The sequence below is a fragment of the Streptomyces sp. NBC_00239 genome (assembly GCF_036194065.1).
GTDB lineage: Bacteria > Actinomycetota > Actinomycetes > Streptomycetales > Streptomycetaceae > Streptomyces.
This window is the reverse complement of record NZ_CP108095.1, coordinates 5,038,627-5,056,566: the sequence shown is the minus strand read 5'-3', so window position 1 is coordinate 5,056,566 and position 17,940 is coordinate 5,038,627. Positions and strand designations below refer to the sequence as shown.

Genomic DNA, 17,940 nt, shown 5'->3' with positions numbered 1-17,940 from the left:
GGGCAGGCTCCGCCGACCGTCACGGACCGGCCCGCCGCCACTGCCGCTGGGGGCACCGGCACTGCTGGTGTCGAACTCAGCGTCCACTTGCGTAGTCCTCCCGGTCGGTGCGCTCGGCTGCCGCCGCACCCGCCGTCGTTCCGGCCCCGCCGGCCGCGTCGTCCTCGTCCGCAACACCGTCCGCCGCAGCGCGGGCACCCGTAGTACCCGTAGTACCCGTACTACCGGCCGAACCGGTCGGACCCGCGGCACCGCCGGAACCCGTAGTACCCCTAGTACCGGCCGGACCCGCGGCACCCGCCGCGCCCACACCGGCCGCCGGACCCGTAGACCCCCTACGTCCGCCCCCGGCAGGACTCGTCCCCTGCCCCGTCCCCTGCCCCGGCACCGTCTCGCCCGCGGGCCGGGCCACGACCCGCGCCCCGCTGCCGGGCAGCGCCGTCGGGTCGGCCGGCACCGCGGTGCCCGCCACCGTGCGCGGGGGTATCGGGGACCGCGCGGCGCCGCCGCGCTCCCCGTCGTGCTGCGCCGGTACGCCCCCGGCCCGGCCGGCCGCCGCGGTCCGCGCGATCTCCGCCTCCGCCAGCGCGCGGGCCCGGGCGGCCCGGGAGTCCTCCGGCTCCAGCGGTATCGGAGATCCGCGCAGCGGCTCGTCGGCCGTCCGCGGCAGGGTCATGCGGAACTGCGAGCCGCCGCCCGGCTCGCCCCACGCCTGGAGCCAGCCGCCGTGCAGCCGCGCGTCCTCGACGGCGATCGACAGACCGAGCCCGGTGCCGCCGGTGGTCCGGGCGCGCGCCGGATCGGCCCGCCAGAACCGGTTGAAGACCCGCGTCGCCTCGCCGGGCTTGAGGCCCACGCCGTAGTCGCGCACGGCGACCGCGACGGCGCCGCCGGCCGAGGCCAGCCGCACCACGACGTCCCTGCCCTCACCGTGTTCGACGGCGTTGACGACCAGGTTGCGCAGCACGCGCTCGACCCGCCGGGCGTCGGCCTCGGCCACCACCGGCTGGGTGTCGCCGAGCACCCGGATCCGGGTGCCCTTGCGCTCGGCCAGCGGCTCCGCCGCGTCGACGACCCGGCGCACCACGTCCCGCAGGTCGATCGGCTCGGCCTCCAGTGCCGCCGCGCCCGCGTCGAACCGGCTGATCTCCAGCAGGTCGGCGAGGAGCGACTCGAAGCGGTCGAGCTGCCCGGCGAGGAGTTCGGCGGAGCGCGCCGTCACCGGGTCGAAGTCGACCCGGGCGTCGTGGATGACGTCGGCGGCCATCCGTACGGTCGTCAGCGGGGTGCGCAGCTCGTGCGAGACGTCGGAGACGAACCGCCGCTGCATCCGGGACAGGTCCTCCAGCTGCTGGATCTTGAGCTGGAGGTTCTGCGCCATCTTGTTGAAGGCCTCGCCGAGGCGCGCGATGTCGTCCTCGCCGGTGACCTTCATGCGTTCCTGGAGGCGGCCGGCGGAGAGCCGCTCCGCGACTCCGGCGGCCATCCGCACCGGCGTGACGACTTGCCGGACGACGAACCAGGCGATGGCCCCGAGCAGCACGACCACGAACAGCCCGGCGGTCGCGACGGTGCCCTTGACCAGGGTCAGCGACTCCTCCTCCTGCGTCAGCGGGAAGAGGTAGTACAGGTGGTACGGGTCGCCGTTGATGTCGGTGAGCCGCTTGCCGACGACCAGCGCCGGCTCGGCCGCCTTACCCTCGCCCTCGCTGTAGCGGATCTTCGAGAAGGTGTTGTACGCGCCCACGCCGTGGTCGACCTCGCGGCGCAGCGAGGTCGGGATGCTGGCGGTCGGGTCGACCCCGCCGGAAGCACGCGCTCCGCGTACCCCGGAACCGGTGTCGCCGGTGCCGGCGCCGAGCGCGACCACGTTGAAGGCGGTCTGCCCGCCGCTGGAAAGCTGCTCGACCAGGTTGTTCATCCAGGCGGTGGCGTTCCGTCCGGTCGTCCCGTCGGCGGCGCCGGCCTGCCCGTCGACGGTGGGCGGGGTGTTGGCCTTCTCCTGTGCGACCGCGAATCCGCCCGCGGCCTGGCTCTGCGCCGCGCCCTCCTTCGCTTCGAGCAGGCCGTTGCTGACCTGCCCGATGACGACGAAACCGAGCAGCAGGACCACGCCGAGCGACATCAGCAGCGTGCCGGCGACCACCCGGAGCTGGAGGTTACGGCGCCACAGGCGCGCCGCGGGCACCAGTGGCCTGCGCACCCACCGGGCGAAAAGCCGCAGCACGGGGCCGGCGGGCGCTCCCTCCTGGAGCAGCCGGCCGCCCCGCAGGGTCCTGCCGGAAGGCATGTCAGCTCGGTCCGGCCTTGTAACCGACGCCTCGGACGGTCACGACGATCTCCGGGCGCTCGGGGTCCTTCTCGACCTTGGAGCGCAGCCGCTGGACGTGCACGTTGACCAGTCGGGTGTCCGCCGCGTGCCGGTAGCCCCAGACCTGCTCCAGGAGCACCTCTCGCGTGAAGACCTGCCAGGGCTTGCGGGCGAGCGCGACCAGCAGGTCGAACTCCAGCGGGGTCAGCGCGATGGCCGCCCCGTCCCGCTTCACCGAGTGTCCGGCCACGTCGATGACCAGGTCACCGATGGTCAGCTGCTCGGGCGCCGGCTCCTCGGAGCGGCGCAGCCGGGCCCGGATGCGTGCGACCAGCTCCTTCGGCTTGAACGGCTTGACGATGTAGTCGTCGGCCCCGGACTCCAGGCCCACGACCACGTCGACCGTGTCGCTCTTGGCCGTGAGCATGACGATCGGCACCCCGGACTCGGCCCGGATCAGCCGGCAGACCTCTATGCCGTCCCGTCCGGGCAGCATGAGGTCGAGCAGCACGAGGTCGGGCTTGGCCTCGCGGAAAGCCGCCAGTGCCTTGTCGCCGTCCGCGACGAACGACGGTTCAAAACCTTCTCCCCGCAGCACAATGCCGAGCATCTCGGCCAGCGCGGTGTCGTCGTCGACGACAAGGACGCGTCCCTTCATGGTTGACATCATCCCATTAGCTAATCGTTACCTGGCGGTGAGCTGGCACACAGAGGGGCGGCGCACGGTTCCGCTTCCGCCGCCCGAGGTGGTCTGGCCCCCCAGTCTGCCCGGTCCACGGGTGACAAATGAAGGCGCCCGGGAGAACGGGGTGACGAAAGGGGCTGCGGGGGCCGGTCCGCCCGTGGATCCCGCATGGCACGATGGCAGCCGACCAGCGCCTCGCGACCGTGCGGGCACACGAAGGAGCGACGATGAACGACTCTCCGGGCTGGGCTTCGCCCGGATCCTCCCCGTCCGACGGCGAGCGGCCCGACGCGGCCGCATCCGCCGGCTCCGACGGCACTCCTCCCACCGGCCGGGACGGCACGGGCTCCGGCCCCGCGCCCGGCCCGAAGTGGTCGAAGGAACAGCCGCCGCCGGGCCAGTGGAGCGCCCCCGGACCCGGAGGCGCCGCGCCCGGACCCGTCCCCGGAGGTCCCGCCCCGCAGCCCCCGCAGGGCGGCTGGGGCGGCAACCCGCACCCCGGTGGTGCCCCGCAGGCCGGCTGGGGCGGCGGTCCCGCCTGGGGCCGGCCGCCGGCCGCCAAGCCCGGTGTGATCCCGCTGCGGCCGCTGGCCGTCGGCGAGATCCTCGACGGCGCGGTGACCACGATGCGCGAGCACTGGCGCACGGTCCTCGGCATCACGCTCGCCTTCGCCGTGGTCACGCAGCTCGCGATCACCCTGGTGCAGGGCTTCTTCTTCGAGAACGCCGGCATGGGCCCGGCCGAGCCGGGCGACCCGGGCGAGCTCGACGAGGTCTTCGACCAGCTGGGCAGCTCGATCGGCGCGAGCGCCGTCGCCCAGGTGATCACACTGATCGGCACGATCATCGCCACCGCCACTCTCACCATGGTCTTCAGCCGGGCGGTACTCGGCCAGTCCTCGGCGATCGGGCCCGTCTGGCGCGAGGCCCGCCCGCAGCTCCTGAAGCTCACCGGGCTGACCCTGCTGGTCGGCCTGATGGGCGTGGCGATCATCGCGGTGGGCATCCTGCCCGGCGTCCTCGCCGGCAGCTGGCCGCTCGGCGTCCTGGGCGGCCTCGCCGGCGTCCTGGTCACCGTCTGGCTGTGGATCCGCTTCGCACTCGCCTCGCCCGCGCTGATGCTGGAGAAGCAGGGCGTCTTCAAGGCGCTGGGCCGCTCGGCGAAGCTCGTACGCGGCTCCTGGTGGCGGGTCTTCGGCATCACCCTGCTCACCCAGATCCTCACCAGCATCGTGGCGGGCATCATCATCCTGCCGTTCACGTTCGCCGCGATGGCCCTGACGGGCGACGGCATGAACGGGATCCTCGAGGGCACCGCCGAATTCGGCTGGGGCTTCCTGATCATCTCCGCCATCGGCGCGGTCATCGCCCTGACGATCACCATGCCGATCAACGCGGGCGTGACGGTTCTGCTCTACATCGACCAGCGCATCCGCCGCGAGGCCCTGGACCTGGAACTGGCCCGCGCCGCCGGCCTCCAGAACTACGGCGGCCCCGGACCGTCGACCGCCGCCACCGGGGGCTGATGCGGTGACAGCGACGGGGGGACCGCTCGCCCACGCCCTGCTCACCGGGCTGCACGAGCTCACCGCACACACGCTCCGCCCCGGCGGCGCACCCACCGGCCCACCCGGCACACCGGCCACGCCCGACGCACCGCCCGCGCCGGCCACGGCCCTCGCGCCGGACTCATCCGGTTTCACGGCCCTCGGTCCGGACCCGTCCGGTGGCACGGCCTTCGCCCTGGACGCGTCCGGCGGTACGGCGCTCACCCCGGCCGCGTACGCCACGGACGGCCCGCCGGTGACGCTCCCGCGCGTGCCCGCCCAGGAGGCGGCCGAACGCGAGCTGTCCCGGCCCGCCTACCACGAGAACGACCCGGGGCTCCTGGAACGGGCCCTGCGGGCCTTCTGGGACTGGGTGGGCGATCTCCTCGGCGCCGCCTCGGAGGTCTCCCCCGGCGGCACCCCGGGTCTCGTGGCCATCGTGGCCGTGGCCGTCCTGCTCATCGCCGCCCTCTGGTGGCGGCTCGGCACCCCCCGCCGGTCCGCCGCCGCCACGGCGGGCACCCTCTTCACCGAGGGCCCGCGCAGCGCCGCCGACCACCGCACCGCCGCCGAGGCGCACGCGGCCGCCGGCCACTGGACCGAGGCCGTACAGGAACGCATGCGCGCCGTCGTCCGCTCCCTTGAGGAACGCACCCTCCTCGACCCCCGCCCGGGCCGTACGGCCGACGAGGCGGCCGCCGAGGCCGCCCGCACGCTGCCCGCCCACACCGCGGACCTGCGCGCCGCGGCCCGCGAGTTCGACGACGTCACCTACGGCGGCCGCACCGCGACCCCCGACGCGTACGCCCGCCTCCGCGACCTCGACACGGCCCTCGCCCGCACCACCCCCACCCTCCCCCGGGCGGCCCACCGATGAAGACCCCCTCCGCCGAACCCGGCACGCCCCGAAGTCGCACGTCCCGGCACGCCCTCCACCCCCACCCGGCCGGCCCACCGATGACGCCGCCCACCGCCGAACCCGGCACGCCCCCGCGCGGCCACTCCCGGCACCCCCGGCACGCCCTCCCCCGCGCCGCAGGCGCCCACCCGGCCACCCCCGGGCCCCGCACGTTCGAGCGCAACACTCCCCACCCCGGCGGCGACTCCACCCCCGTCCCTACCCCGGCGGCCGGCCGATGACCACTCCCACGACCATCCCCGCCCGGCCCACCGCGCCCCCGGCCCCCGACGGCCCCCGGACGTCCACCGCGCGCAGTCCGCGGCAGATCTGGCTGAGCACCCGCGGGCTGCTGCTCGCTCTCGCCGTGCTGCTGATCGCCGGCTTCGCGATCGCCGCGTTCAACTCCGGTGACGCGCACGGCCGTCTCGACCCCCGCTCGGCCGATCCGCAGGGCAGCCGTGCCGTGGCGGAGCTGCTGGCCGCCCGCGGCGTCGACACCCGTGTCGTGACCACGTCCCAAGAGGCCGCCGCCGCGGCGGCCCCCGGCACGACCCTGCTGGTCACCGCCCCCGACCTGCTCACCGCGGACCAGCGCGCCGCCCTCAAGACCGCGATGGACCTGGCCGGCGGCCGCACCGTCCTGCTCGCCCCCGGCCCCACCGCCCTCGGCTCGCTCACCCCCGGCGTCACCGCCGAGCCCCCGGCCGGCCCCGGCACCGCGGACCCCGCCTGCACCCTGCCCGCCGCGGTGTCCGCCGGCCCCGCCGAGACGGGCGACGGCATCCGCTACGCGACCCGCCTCCCCCGCGCCACCGGCTGCTACCCCGCCGGCGGCACGCCCACCCTGCTCGTCCTCCCCGCCACGGCCCCCGCCGCCGGCGACACCGTCCTCCTCGGCTCCCCCGCCCCCCTCCTCAACGAGCGCCTGGCCGAGGGGGGCAACGCCTCCCTGGCCCTCCACCTCCTCGGCTCCCGCCCGCACCTGGTCTGGTACCTCCCCTCGCTCGCCGACCCGGCTCTCACCGAGGGCACCGGCCCGCAGCGCTCCTTCGCCGACCTGATCCCCGCCGGCTGGTCCTGGGCCGTGCTCCAGCTCGCCGTTGCCGCCGGCCTCGCCGCCCTGTGGCGGGCCCGCCGCCTCGGCCCGCTGGTCGCCGAGCGGCTGCCGGTCGCCATCCGCGCCTCCGAGGCCACCGAGGGCCGCGCCCGCCTCTACCGCAAGGCCGACGCCCGCGACCGCGCCGCCGCCGTCCTGCGCGCGGCGACCCGTACGCGGCTGGCCGGCCTGCTCGGTGTCCCCGCCGGCCGCGCCCACGACCCGGCCACCCTCCTCCCGGCCCTGTCCGCCGTACGCTCCGGCCGCGCCGGCACGCCCGCCCCGGCCCCGACCGCCGCGTCGGCCACGCCCCCGGCCGACGCGGCCGCCCTCCTCTTCGGTACCGCTCCCGCCGACGACGCGGCACTCGTCGCGCTCGCCGACCACCTCGACGCCCTCGAAAGAGAGGTCCGTACTTCATGACGGCCCAGCCCGCCGGCCAGGCGGCCCACCCGGATTCCGCCGACAGCGCCCGCGCCTCCCTGGAGGCGCTCCGCGCCGAGATCGGAAAGGCCGTGGTCGGCCAGGACCCCGCCGTCACCGGTCTCGTGGTCGCCCTGCTCTGCCGCGGCCACGTCCTCCTCGAAGGCGTCCCCGGCGTCGCGAAGACCCTTCTGGTGCGCGCCCTGGCGGCCTCCCTCGCGCTGGACACCAAGCGCGTCCAGTTCACCCCGGACCTGATGCCCAGCGATGTCACCGGCTCCCTCGTCTACGACGCCCGCACCGCCGAGTTCTCCTTCCAGGAGGGCCCGGTCTTCACGAACCTGATGCTCGCCGACGAGATCAACCGGACCCCTCCCAAGACCCAGTCCTCCCTCCTGGAGGCCATGGAGGAACGCCAGGTCACCGTCGACGGCACGCCCAGGATGCTGCCCGACCCGTTCCTCGTCGCGGCCACCCAGAACCCCGTCGAGTACGAGGGCACCTACCCGCTCCCCGAGGCCCAGCTGGACCGCTTCCTCCTGAAGCTGACCGTCCCGCTGCCCGGCCGCCAGGACGAGATCGACGTACTGACCCGGCACGCGGCGGGCTTCAACCCCCGCGACCTGAAGGCCGCCGGCGTCCGCCCGGTCGCCGGCCCCGCCGACCTGGAGGCGGCCCGCCGGGCCGTGGCCGGTACCGCGGTGTCCGCCGAGATCGCCGGCTACGTCGTCGACATCTGCCGCGCCACCCGCGAGTCCCCGTCCCTGACGCTCGGCGTCTCGCCGCGCGGTGCGACCGCCCTGCTCTCCACGGCCCGCGCCTGGGCCTGGCTCACCGGCCGCGACTACGTCATCCCCGATGACGTGAAGGCCCTCGCCCTGCCGACGCTCCGGCACCGCGTCCAGCTGCGCCCCGAGGCCGAGATGGAGGGCGTCACCGCGGATTCGGTCATCACCGCGATCCTCACCCACGTCCCCGTCCCCCGCTGATGGCCCTCACCGGACGCGCCGCCCTGCTGGCGGCACTCGGCACCCTCCCGGTGGGCCTGCTGGAGCCCAGCTGGACCGGCATCCTCGCCGTCAACGGCCCGCTGGCCCTCGCCTGCGCCTGCGACTACGCGCTGGCCGCCCCGGTACGGACCCTGCGCCTGGCCCGCTCCGGCGACACGTCGGTGCGCCTCGGCGAGAGCGCCGAGGTCGGGCTGACCGTCACGAACACCGGCAGCCGCACGCTACGGGCCCGGATCCGGGACGCCTGGCCGCCGAGCTCCTGGCTGCCGGGCACCGAGTCCGCGGCGTCACGGCACCGGCTGACGGTCCCGCCGGGCGAGCGCCGCCGCGTCACGACCGTCCTGCACCCCACCCGCCGCGGCGACCGCCGCGCGGCCCGCGTCACGGTCCGCTCGTACGGCCCGCTGGGCCTGCTGGCCCGTCAGGGCGGCCACGACGTGCCTTGGACGGTCCGGGTGCTGCCCGCGTTCAACAGCCGCAAGCACCTCCCGTCGAAGCTGGCCCGCCTGCGCGAACTGGACGGCCGCACCAGCGTCCTGACCCGCGGTGAGGGAACCGAGTTCGACAGCCTCCGCGATTACGTGCCCGGCGACGACACCCGCTCGATCGACTGGCGGGCGACGGCCCGCCGCCCCCGCGTCGCCGTCCGCACCTGGCGCCCGGAGCGGGACCGCCACATCCTGATCTGCCTGGACACGGGCCGCACGTCGGCCGGCCGGGTCGGGGACGCTCCCCGCCTGGACTCGGCGATGGACGCGGCCCTGCTGCTGGCCGCGCTGGCGGCCCGCGCGGGCGACCGGGTGGACCTGCTGGCGCACGACCGCCGGGTCCGCGCCCTCGTCCAGGGCCGCGCCGCCCGCGACGTACTGCCGGCCCTGGTCAACGCGATGGCCCCGCTGGAGCCCGAGCTGGTCGAGACGGACACCCGCACGATGGTGTCCACCATCCTCAAGAGCGCCCCGCGCCGTTCCCTGGTCGTCCTCCTGACCAGCCTGGACGCGGCTCCCATCGAGGAGGGCCTGCTCCCGGTCCTGCCGCAGCTCACCCAGCGCCACACGGTCCTGGTGGCCTCCGTCGCGGATCCGCACATCGAGCGGATGACGAAGTCCCGCGGAACCACCGAGGCCGTCTACGAGGCCGCTGCCGGCGCCCAGGCCCAGGAACAGCGCCGCCGTACCGCGGACCAGCTGGCCCGGCACGGCGTCACGGTCGTGGACGCCACCCCCGAGGAACTCGCCCCCGCCCTGGCCGACGCCTACCTCGCCCTCAAGGCCGCCGGCCGCCTCTGACGTCCGCCCGTGAACGCAAAAAGGCCCCCGTCAGGGGGCCTTCCAAGGGTCTTCGCTTTCCGACCCTGAACGCAGAAAAGCCCCGCACCATAAGGTGCGGGGCTTTCCCACAATGATTGTTCGGCGGCGTCCTACTCTCCCACAGGGTCCCCCCTGCAGTACCATCGGCGCTGAAAGGCTTAGCTTCCGGGTTCGGAATGTAACCGGGCGTTTCCCTAACGCTATGACCACCGAAACACTATGAAGTTAACCAACCGGGCATGGACACGGTTCGTTACTTCAGAACTAACACAGTGGACGCGAGCAACTGAGGACAAGCCCTCGGCCTATTAGTACCAGTCAGCTCCACCCGTTACCGGGCTTCCACATCTGGCCTATCAACCCAGTCGTCTACTGGGAGCCTTACCCTCTCAAGGAGGTGGGAATACTCATCTTGAAGCAGGCTTCCCGCTTAGATGCTTTCAGCGGTTATCCCTCCCGAACGTAGCCAACCAGCCATGCCCTTGGCAGGACAACTGGCACACCAGAGGTTCGTCCGTCCCGGTCCTCTCGTACTAGGGACAGCCCTTCTCAATATTCCTACGCGCGCAGCGGATAGGGACCGAACTGTCTCACGACGTTCTAAACCCAGCTCGCGTACCGCTTTAATGGGCGAACAGCCCAACCCTTGGGACCGACTCCAGCCCCAGGATGCGACGAGCCGACATCGAGGTGCCAAACCATCCCGTCGATATGGACTCTTGGGGAAGATCAGCCTGTTATCCCCGGGGTACCTTTTATCCGTTGAGCGACGGCGCTTCCACAAGCCACCGCCGGATCACTAGTCCCGACTTTCGTCCCTGCTCGACCCGTCGGTCTCACAGTCAAGCTCCCTTGTGCACTTACACTCAACACCTGATTGCCAACCAGGCTGAGGGAACCTTTGGGCGCCTCCGTTACTCTTTGGGAGGCAACCGCCCCAGTTAAACTACCCATCAGACACTGTCCCTGATCCGGATCACGGACCGAGGTTAGACATCCAGCACGACCAGAGTGGTATTTCAACGGCGACTCCACAACCACTGGCGTGGCTGCTTCAAAGTCTCCCACCTATCCTACACAAGCCGAACCGAACACCAATATCAAACTGTAGTAAAGGTCCCGGGGTCTTTCCGTCCTGCTGCGCGAAACGAGCATCTTTACTCGTAGTGCAATTTCACCGGGCCTATGGTTGAGACAGTCGAGAAGTCGTTACGCCATTCGTGCAGGTCGGAACTTACCCGACAAGGAATTTCGCTACCTTAGGATGGTTATAGTTACCACCGCCGTTTACTGGCGCTTAAGTTCTCAGCTTCGCAACCCCGAAAGGTCACTAACCGGTCCCCTTAACGTTCCAGCACCGGGCAGGCGTCAGTCCGTATACATCGCCTTACGGCTTCGCACGGACCTGTGTTTTTAGTAAACAGTCGCTTCTCGCTGGTCTCTGCGGCCACCCCCAGCTCACGGAGTAAATCCGATCACCAGTGATGGCCCCCCTTCTCCCGAAGTTACGGGGGCATTTTGCCGAGTTCCTTAACCATAGTTCACCCGAACGCCTCGGTATTCTCTACCTGACCACCTGAGTCGGTTTAGGGTACGGGCCGCCATGAAACTCGCTAGAGGCTTTTCTCGACAGCATAGGATCATCCACTTCACCACAATCGGCTCGGCATCAGGTCTCAGCCTTAATGAGGGACGGATTTGCCTACCCCTCGGCCTACACCCTTACCCCGGGACAACCACCGCCCGGGCTGGACTACCTTCCTGCGTCACCCCATCGCTTACCTACTACAAGTCTGGTTCGTCGGCTCCACCACTTTCCTTTCCCCGAAGGGTCCGGAACGGCTTCACGGACTTAGCATCGCCTGATTCGATATTGGGCGTTTCAAAGCGGGTACCGGAATATCAACCGGTTGTCCATCGACTACGCCTGTCGGCCTCGCCTTAGGTCCCGACTTACCCTGGGCAGATCAGCTTGACCCAGGAACCCTTAGTCAATCGGCGCACACGTTTCTCACGTGTGTATCGCTACTCATGCCTGCATTCTCACTCGTGAACCGTCCACAACTAGCTTCCGCTGCTGCTTCACCCGGCACACGACGCTCCCCTACCCATCACAGTCCCCGTTGGGGGTATGTACTGCAATGACACGACTTCGGCGGTACGCTTGAGCCCCGCTACATTGTCGGCGCGGAATCACTTGACCAGTGAGCTATTACGCACTCTTTCAAGGGTGGCTGCTTCTAAGCCAACCTCCTGGTTGTCTCTGCGACTCCACATCCTTTCCCACTTAGCGTACGCTTAGGGGCCTTAGTCGATGCTCTGGGCTGTTTCCCTCTCGACCATGGAGCTTATCCCCCACAGTCTCACTGCCGTGCTCTCACTTACCGGCATTCGGAGTTTGGCTAAGGTCAGTAACCCGGTAGGGCCCATCGCCTATCCAGTGCTCTACCTCCGGCAAGAAACACACGACGCTGCACCTAAATGCATTTCGGGGAGAACCAGCTATCACGGAGTTTGATTGGCCTTTCACCCCTAACCACAGGTCATCCCCCAGGTTTTCAACCCTGGTGGGTTCGGTCCTCCACGAAGTCTTACCTCCGCTTCAACCTGCCCATGGCTAGATCACTCCGCTTCGGGTCTAGAGCGTGCAACTCAATCGCCCTATTCGGACTCGCTTTCGCTACGGCTTCCCCACACGGGTTAACCTCGCTACACACCGCTAACTCGCAGGCTCATTCTTCAAAAGGCACGCAGTCACGACGCATTGAGTAAACTCAATGCGCGACGCTCCCACGGCTTGTAGGCACACGGTTTCAGGTACTATTTCACTCCGCTCCCGCGGTACTTTTCACCATTCCCTCACGGTACTATCCGCTATCGGTCACCAGGGAATATTTAGGCTTAGCGGGTGGTCCCGCCAGATTCACACGGGATTTCTCGGGCCCCGTGCTACTTGGGAGATTCTTAAGCAAGCCGCTGATGTTTCGTCTACGGGGGTCTTACCCTCTACGCCGGACCTTTCGCATGTCCTTCGACTACATCAACGGTTTCTGACTCGCCGACCGGCCGGCAGACCGATCAAAAGAATTCCCACAACCCCGCATGCGCAACCCCTGCCGGGTATCACACGCATACGGTTTGGCCTCATCCGGTTTCGCTCGCCACTACTCCCGGAATCACGGTTGTTTTCTCTTCCTGAGGGTACTGAGATGTTTCACTTCCCCTCGTTCCCTCCACACTGCCTATGTGTTCAGCAGTGGGTGACAGCCCATGACGACTGCCGGGTTTCCCCATTCGGACACCCCCGGATCAAAGCTCAGTTGGCAGCTCCCCGGGGCCTATCGCGGCCTCTCACGTCCTTCATCGGTTCCTGGTGCCAAGGCATCCACCGTGCGCCCTTAAAAACTTGGCCACAGATGCTCGCGTCCACTGTGTAGTTCTCAAGCAACGACCAGCCACCCATCACCCTGCTCTACAAGAGAACAAGTTCACTGGGGCCGGCATCGCGAAGGTTCGACCAAATCGGCCGTACCCTCAGATACCCAACAACGTGCCAAGCACAGTCACTTCATCGAACCCGATTTCCACGCCGAAGCAGTACTCACGGTTTCTCAGACTCTGACTGTGCCAACTAATCAACGTTCCACCCATGAGCAACCGTGCGATTCATTCGATCGCAGTCGGCTATATGCTCCTTAGAAAGGAGGTGATCCAGCCGCACCTTCCGGTACGGCTACCTTGTTACGACTTCGTCCCAATCGCCAGTCCCACCTTCGACAGCTCCCTCCACAAGGGTTGGGCCACCGGCTTCGGGTGTTACCGACTTTCGTGACGTGACGGGCGGTGTGTACAAGGCCCGGGAACGTATTCACCGCAGCAATGCTGATCTGCGATTACTAGCGACTCCGACTTCATGGGGTCGAGTTGCAGACCCCAATCCGAACTGAGACCGGCTTTTTGAGATTCGCTCCACCTCACGGTATCGCAGCTCATTGTACCGGCCATTGTAGCACGTGTGCAGCCCAAGACATAAGGGGCATGATGACTTGACGTCGTCCCCACCTTCCTCCGAGTTGACCCCGGCGGTCTCCTGTGAGTCCCCATCACCCCGAAGGGCATGCTGGCAACACAGGACAAGGGTTGCGCTCGTTGCGGGACTTAACCCAACATCTCACGACACGAGCTGACGACAGCCATGCACCACCTGTATACCGACCACAAGGGGGGCACTATCTCTAATGCTTTCCGGTATATGTCAAGCCTTGGTAAGGTTCTTCGCGTTGCGTCGAATTAAGCCACATGCTCCGCCGCTTGTGCGGGCCCCCGTCAATTCCTTTGAGTTTTAGCCTTGCGGCCGTACTCCCCAGGCGGGGAACTTAATGCGTTAGCTGCGGCACCGACGACGTGGAATGTCGCCAACACCTAGTTCCCAACGTTTACGGCGTGGACTACCAGGGTATCTAATCCTGTTCGCTCCCCACGCTTTCGCTCCTCAGCGTCAGTAATGGCCCAGAGATCCGCCTTCGCCACCGGTGTTCCTCCTGATATCTGCGCATTTCACCGCTACACCAGGAATTCCGATCTCCCCTACCACACTCTAGCCTGCCCGTATCGAATGCAGACCCGGGGTTAAGCCCCGGGCTTTCACATCCGACGCGACAAGCCGCCTACGAGCTCTTTACGCCCAATAATTCCGGACAACGCTTGCGCCCTACGTATTACCGCGGCTGCTGGCACGTAGTTAGCCGGCGCTTCTTCTGCAGGTACCGTCACTTTCGCTTCTTCCCTGCTGAAAGAGGTTTACAACCCGAAGGCCGTCATCCCTCACGCGGCGTCGCTGCATCAGGCTTTCGCCCATTGTGCAATATTCCCCACTGCTGCCTCCCGTAGGAGTCTGGGCCGTGTCTCAGTCCCAGTGTGGCCGGTCGCCCTCTCAGGCCGGCTACCCGTCGTCGCCTTGGTAGGCCATTACCCCACCAACAAGCTGATAGGCCGCGGGCTCATCCTTCACCGCCGGAGCTTTTAACCCCCGCCCATGCAGGCAGGAGTGTTATCCGGTATTAGACCCCGTTTCCAGGGCTTGTCCCAGAGTGAAGGGCAGATTGCCCACGTGTTACTCACCCGTTCGCCACTAATCCACCCCGAAGGGCTTCATCGTTCGACTTGCATGTGTTAAGCACGCCGCCAGCGTTCGTCCTGAGCCAGGATCAAACTCTCCGTGAATGTTTACCCGTAATCGGGTGCACACCACGCAAGAGCGGGACGATCACGCCGGAATAAGGCAGATCGTCCACAGCGTCCTCGCTGTAGTGTTGCCTGCCAGATCCGAAGACCTGCCAGGACTTTTTCAAAGGAACCTCAACTCACCGAAGTGAGTCGGGGTATCAACTTCTGGCGTTGATTTTTGGCACGCTGTTGAGTTCTCAAGGTGCGGACGCTTCCTTTGTACTGACCCTCTCGGGCTTTCCTCCGGGCGCTTCCTTCGTTTCCGACTCTATCAGACTCTTTCGGGCCCGACTTCCTCGGCGCTTTCCAGGTTCTTCGCTTTCGCGTTTTCCCTTTCCGGCGATTCCGACTCTATCAGATGTTCTCACCGGGTTTTTCCGGCTTCGAAATCCAATGGGATTCGGAGAGTGCTCCAACTTGTGGAATTCGATTCCAGACTGGGAGCGAAGTAATTCTAGATGGTCGCGGTCGGACTGTCCAGTCCGAGGCAACCGTTCGAATCTACCTCCCCGCGCGGGCCGTGTCAACGGTCTTTGCGGGACGACGAGGAGACTAGCAGCTCAGCAGGCTTGTACGCACATCAGGCCGCGACGGGCAGCGTGGCGCTCTGGTCCGCGGCATCCACGTCGCCCGTCTCCCCCGCGCGGGCCGCGCGGCCGCCCACCACGTAGACGTAGACGAGGAAGGCGGCCTCGGCGGCGACTCCGATGGCGATGCGGGCCCAGGTGGGCAGGCCGGACGGGGTGACGAAACCTTCGATCAGGCCCGAGACGAACAGGACCGCGGCCAGGCCGATCGCCATGCCCAGGGCGGCGCGGCCTTCCTCGGCGAGGGCGGCGCGGCGTGTGCGCGGGCCCGGGTCGATGACCGTCCAGCCCAGTTTGAGGCCGGTGCCGGCGGCCACGAAGACCGCGGTCAGCTCCAGCAGGCCGTGCGGGAGGATCAGGCCGAGGAAGGTGTCGAGGCGGCCGGCCGAGGCCATGAGTCCGATGCCGATCCCGAGGTTCAGCATGTTCTGGAAGAGGATCCAGAGCACCGGCAGGCCCAGGAAGGCGCCGAGGACCAGGCACATGGCGGCGGCCTGGGCGTTGTTCGTCCACACCTGCGCCGCGAACGACGCGGCCGGGTGGCTGGAGTAGTACGTCTCGTACTGGCCGCCGGGCCGGGTCATCTCGCGCAGGGACGCCGGGGCGCCGATCGAAGCCTGGACCTCGGGGTGTGCGGCGATCCACCAGCCGATCAGTGCGCCGAGCGCGGTGGAGAGCAGAGCGGTGGGGATCCACCAGTGCCGGCTGCGGTACACGGCGGCGGGGAATCCGGCGGTGAAGAAGCGGGCCGCGTCGCGCCAGCTCGCCCGGCGGGCGCCGGTGACGGTGGCCCGCGCCCGGGCCACGAGCTGGGTGAGCCGGCCGGTGAGCATCGGGTCGGGGGCGCTGGACTGGATCAGCGACAGGTGGGTGGCGGTGCGCTGGTAGAGGGTGACGAGTTCGTCGGCCTCGGCGCCGGTCAGCCGGCGGCCGCGGCGCAGGAGCTGTTCCAGGCGTTCCCATTCGGCCCGGTGGGCGGTGACGAAGACGTCGAGATCCATCCGGCTGATGCTCCTGCCCCAGGTGCGCTGTGTGTCCGCTGCTGACGTACTGCGGTCAGCTTGGCAGACTTGATGACCACGGGGCAGGGCAGGGCGCGGCCCGGCACGGCGAGAAGGGCGGGCATCGGTGAGCGGTCTGGTGACGGGGGACGCGGTCGTACTGGGGGTACAGCCGGCCCGGCTGCCCAGCCGGGCGCTGGCGATCGTGATCGACATGGTCGTGCAGTGGACCGTGTTCCTCGTGGTGTCGATGGGGCTGCTGGCGGCGACCGGGTCGCTGGACGGGGCGGCGCAGACGGCCGTGCAGATCACGACGTTCCTGCTGGCGCTGGTCGGGGTGCCGATCGTGATCGAGACGCTGAGCCGCGGGCGGTCGCTGGGCAAGCTCATGTGCGGGCTGCGGGTGGTGCGGGACGACGGCGGTCCGATCCGGTTCCGGCACGCGCTGGTACGCGGGGCGCTCGGGGTGGTGGAGCTGCTGATGACCTTCGGGACGGTGGCGTGCATCGCCTCGCTGGTGTCGGCGCGCGGGCGGCGGCTCGGTGACGTGTTCGCGGGGACGCTGGTGGTGCGGGAGCGGGTGCCGGGCGGCCGGAACGCGTACGTGCCGCCGCCTCCGCCGTGGCTCGCCGGGCAGTTCACGGAGCTCGACCTGTCGGCCGTGCCGGAGGGCCTGTGGCTCGCGGTGCGGCAGTACCTGACGCGGATGGGGCAGCTGGATCCGCACGTGTCCGCCTCGATGGCGGCGCGGCTCGGCGACGACCTGGTGGCGTGTACGGGAACCCCGGCGCCGCCCGGGATACCGGCGGCCGCGTACCTGGCGGCGGTGGTGCACGAGCGGCAGTCCCGTGACGCGCGGCGCGCCTTCGGCCAGGGTGGGCCGTTCCAGCCGTCGCACCAGGCGCCGCACCAGGTCCCGGTGGCGGGACCCGCTCCCGGGTACGGGCACGCTCCCCACGGGCAGCAGGCGTACGGGTACGCGCAGCCGCAGGCTCCGGGGGCGTACGGGATGCAGCAGGTCCCGGGGCAGCCGGCGCCGGCGGCCCCGGCGGTGTCGGATGTGCCCGCTGCCGGGCGGGACGGGCGGGATGCACAGGACACGCCGTCCGGGGCTCCGGCCACCGGGTTCGCGCCGCCCTCGTAGACCCCCGTACGCCGTCGTGGACCCCGTGCGCCTTCGGCCCCGGCTAGTCGGGGAAGGCCGAGGGCGGGGTTTCCAGGTGTTCCAGTTCGATGCCGGGGGCCGAGAGGACCACGTCGCCGGCGATGTGAACGGTGTGCTGTTCCCCGGTGTCCAGGGCGCTGACCTGGTACGCGTCCACCATCAGCGGGCCGCTGTCGGTGCTGTGCGCTTCACTCTTCAGCAGGGCCCAGGCCTGGTCCACGGTGCGGGGGGCGAGGACCGGGTCGGTGAAGTGCACGAGGCGGACGCGGGTCGCGGGGGCTCCGGGGGTGAGGCGGAGCAGCCGGGCGGTCGCCACGAGGAAGGCCGGCGAGGTGCCGGTGAAGGCGTGGGCGGGCACGTTGCCCTCGGTGGCCTCGGTGCCGGTGGGGTCGGTGCGGACCCAGGTGACGCCGTCGATGGCGGCGCCGCGCACCTGCCAGCTCGCGGCGTGCAGTTCGAGGCGGATGGGGCGGCCGAGTTCGTCGACGGCCAGGTCGACGGAGCCCGCGTGGTCGCCGGAGGGGGTGGTGATCTGTGAGACGTAGCGCCAGCCGGAGGGGCCGGGGGCGCAGTGGAAGTGCTCTTCACCGAGGGGGGTGTGGTCGTGCGGGTCGTGGAGCGAATAGCGGCCGCGGGGCATGGGGGTTCCTGACGTCTGCCGTACCCGGCAGGCCCCCG

At 69.3% G+C, this 17,940-nt stretch carries 10 protein-coding genes and 3 rRNA genes; 6 read left to right on the top strand and 7 right to left on the bottom strand.

Going from position 1 to position 17,940, the window contains the following annotated elements; all coding sequences use genetic code 11:
• Positions 1-76: 76 nt before the first annotated feature.
• On the bottom strand, positions 77-2,290 hold the full coding sequence (gene mtrB, locus OG764_RS22285) for an MtrAB system histidine kinase MtrB (RefSeq protein WP_328970182.1): 2,214 nt from the start codon (positions 2,288-2,290) through the stop codon (positions 77-79).
• A 1-nt stretch (position 2,291) separates the two neighbouring features.
• Positions 2,292-2,981 (bottom strand): two-component system response regulator MtrA, encoded by a 690-nt coding sequence (mtrA, locus tag OG764_RS22280; protein ID WP_328970181.1) that lies wholly within the window; start codon positions 2,979-2,981, stop codon positions 2,292-2,294.
• A 242-nt stretch (positions 2,982-3,223) separates the two neighbouring features.
• Here mtrA and OG764_RS22275 point away from each other — a divergent pair, with 242 nt between their 5' ends.
• The 5 genes from OG764_RS22275 to OG764_RS22255 all read left to right on the top strand — a co-directional run bounded on the left by OG764_RS22275 (position 3,224) and on the right by OG764_RS22255 (position 9,262).
• Complete coding sequence (locus OG764_RS22275; RefSeq protein ID WP_328970180.1) at positions 3,224-4,522, top strand: DUF7544 domain-containing protein; 1,299 nt, start codon at positions 3,224-3,226, stop codon at positions 4,520-4,522.
• Positions 4,523-4,739: 217 nt separating this feature from the next.
• Positions 4,740-5,420 (top strand): DUF4129 domain-containing protein, encoded by a 681-nt coding sequence (locus OG764_RS22270; protein WP_328973119.1) that lies wholly within the window; start codon positions 4,740-4,742, stop codon positions 5,418-5,420.
• 259 nt (positions 5,421-5,679) lie between these two features.
• A complete protein-coding gene (locus tag OG764_RS22265; RefSeq protein WP_328970179.1) occupies positions 5,680-6,963 on the top strand; it encodes a DUF4350 domain-containing protein in 1,284 nt (427 codons plus the stop codon).
• The gene (locus OG764_RS22260; RefSeq protein ID WP_328970178.1) at positions 6,960-7,952 is read left to right on the top strand and encodes an AAA family ATPase; all 993 of its coding nucleotides are present in this window, start codon (positions 6,960-6,962) and stop codon (positions 7,950-7,952) included. The genes OG764_RS22265 and OG764_RS22260 overlap by 4 nt, the downstream gene beginning before the upstream one ends.
• On the top strand, positions 7,952-9,262 hold the full coding sequence (locus tag OG764_RS22255; RefSeq protein WP_328970177.1) for a DUF58 domain-containing protein: 1,311 nt from the start codon (positions 7,952-7,954) through the stop codon (positions 9,260-9,262). The genes OG764_RS22260 and OG764_RS22255 overlap by 1 nt, the downstream gene beginning before the upstream one ends.
• A 118-nt stretch (positions 9,263-9,380) precedes the next feature.
• Here OG764_RS22255 and rrf read toward each other — a convergent pair.
• The 4 genes from rrf to OG764_RS22235 form a co-directional block, all read right to left on the bottom strand.
• A 5S ribosomal RNA gene (gene rrf, locus OG764_RS22250) occupies positions 9,381-9,497 on the bottom strand.
• Positions 9,498-9,571: 74 nt separating this feature from the next.
• Positions 9,572-12,695, bottom strand: a 23S ribosomal RNA gene (locus OG764_RS22245).
• Positions 12,696-12,982: 287 nt separating this feature from the next.
• Positions 12,983-14,506 (bottom strand): 16S ribosomal RNA (locus OG764_RS22240).
• The 16S, 23S and 5S rRNA genes sit together here, the layout of an rRNA operon.
• Positions 14,507-15,089: 583 nt before the next feature.
• Positions 15,090-16,097 (bottom strand): stage II sporulation protein M, encoded by a 1,008-nt coding sequence (locus OG764_RS22235; protein ID WP_328970176.1) that lies wholly within the window; start codon positions 16,095-16,097, stop codon positions 15,090-15,092.
• Positions 16,098-16,224: 127 nt separating this feature from the next.
• Here OG764_RS22235 and OG764_RS22230 point away from each other — a divergent pair, with 127 nt between their 5' ends.
• Entirely contained in the window at positions 16,225-17,241 is a 1,017-nt protein-coding gene (locus OG764_RS22230; protein WP_328970175.1) for an RDD family protein, read from the top strand.
• 43 nt (positions 17,242-17,284) lie between these two features.
• Here OG764_RS22230 and OG764_RS22225 read toward each other — a convergent pair whose 3' ends face one another.
• Positions 17,285-17,902 carry a hypothetical protein gene (locus OG764_RS22225; protein WP_328970174.1) on the bottom strand — a complete coding sequence of 206 codons (618 nt, stop codon included), beginning with the start codon at positions 17,900-17,902 and terminating at the stop codon, positions 17,285-17,287.
• Positions 17,903-17,940 lie beyond the last annotated feature (38 nt).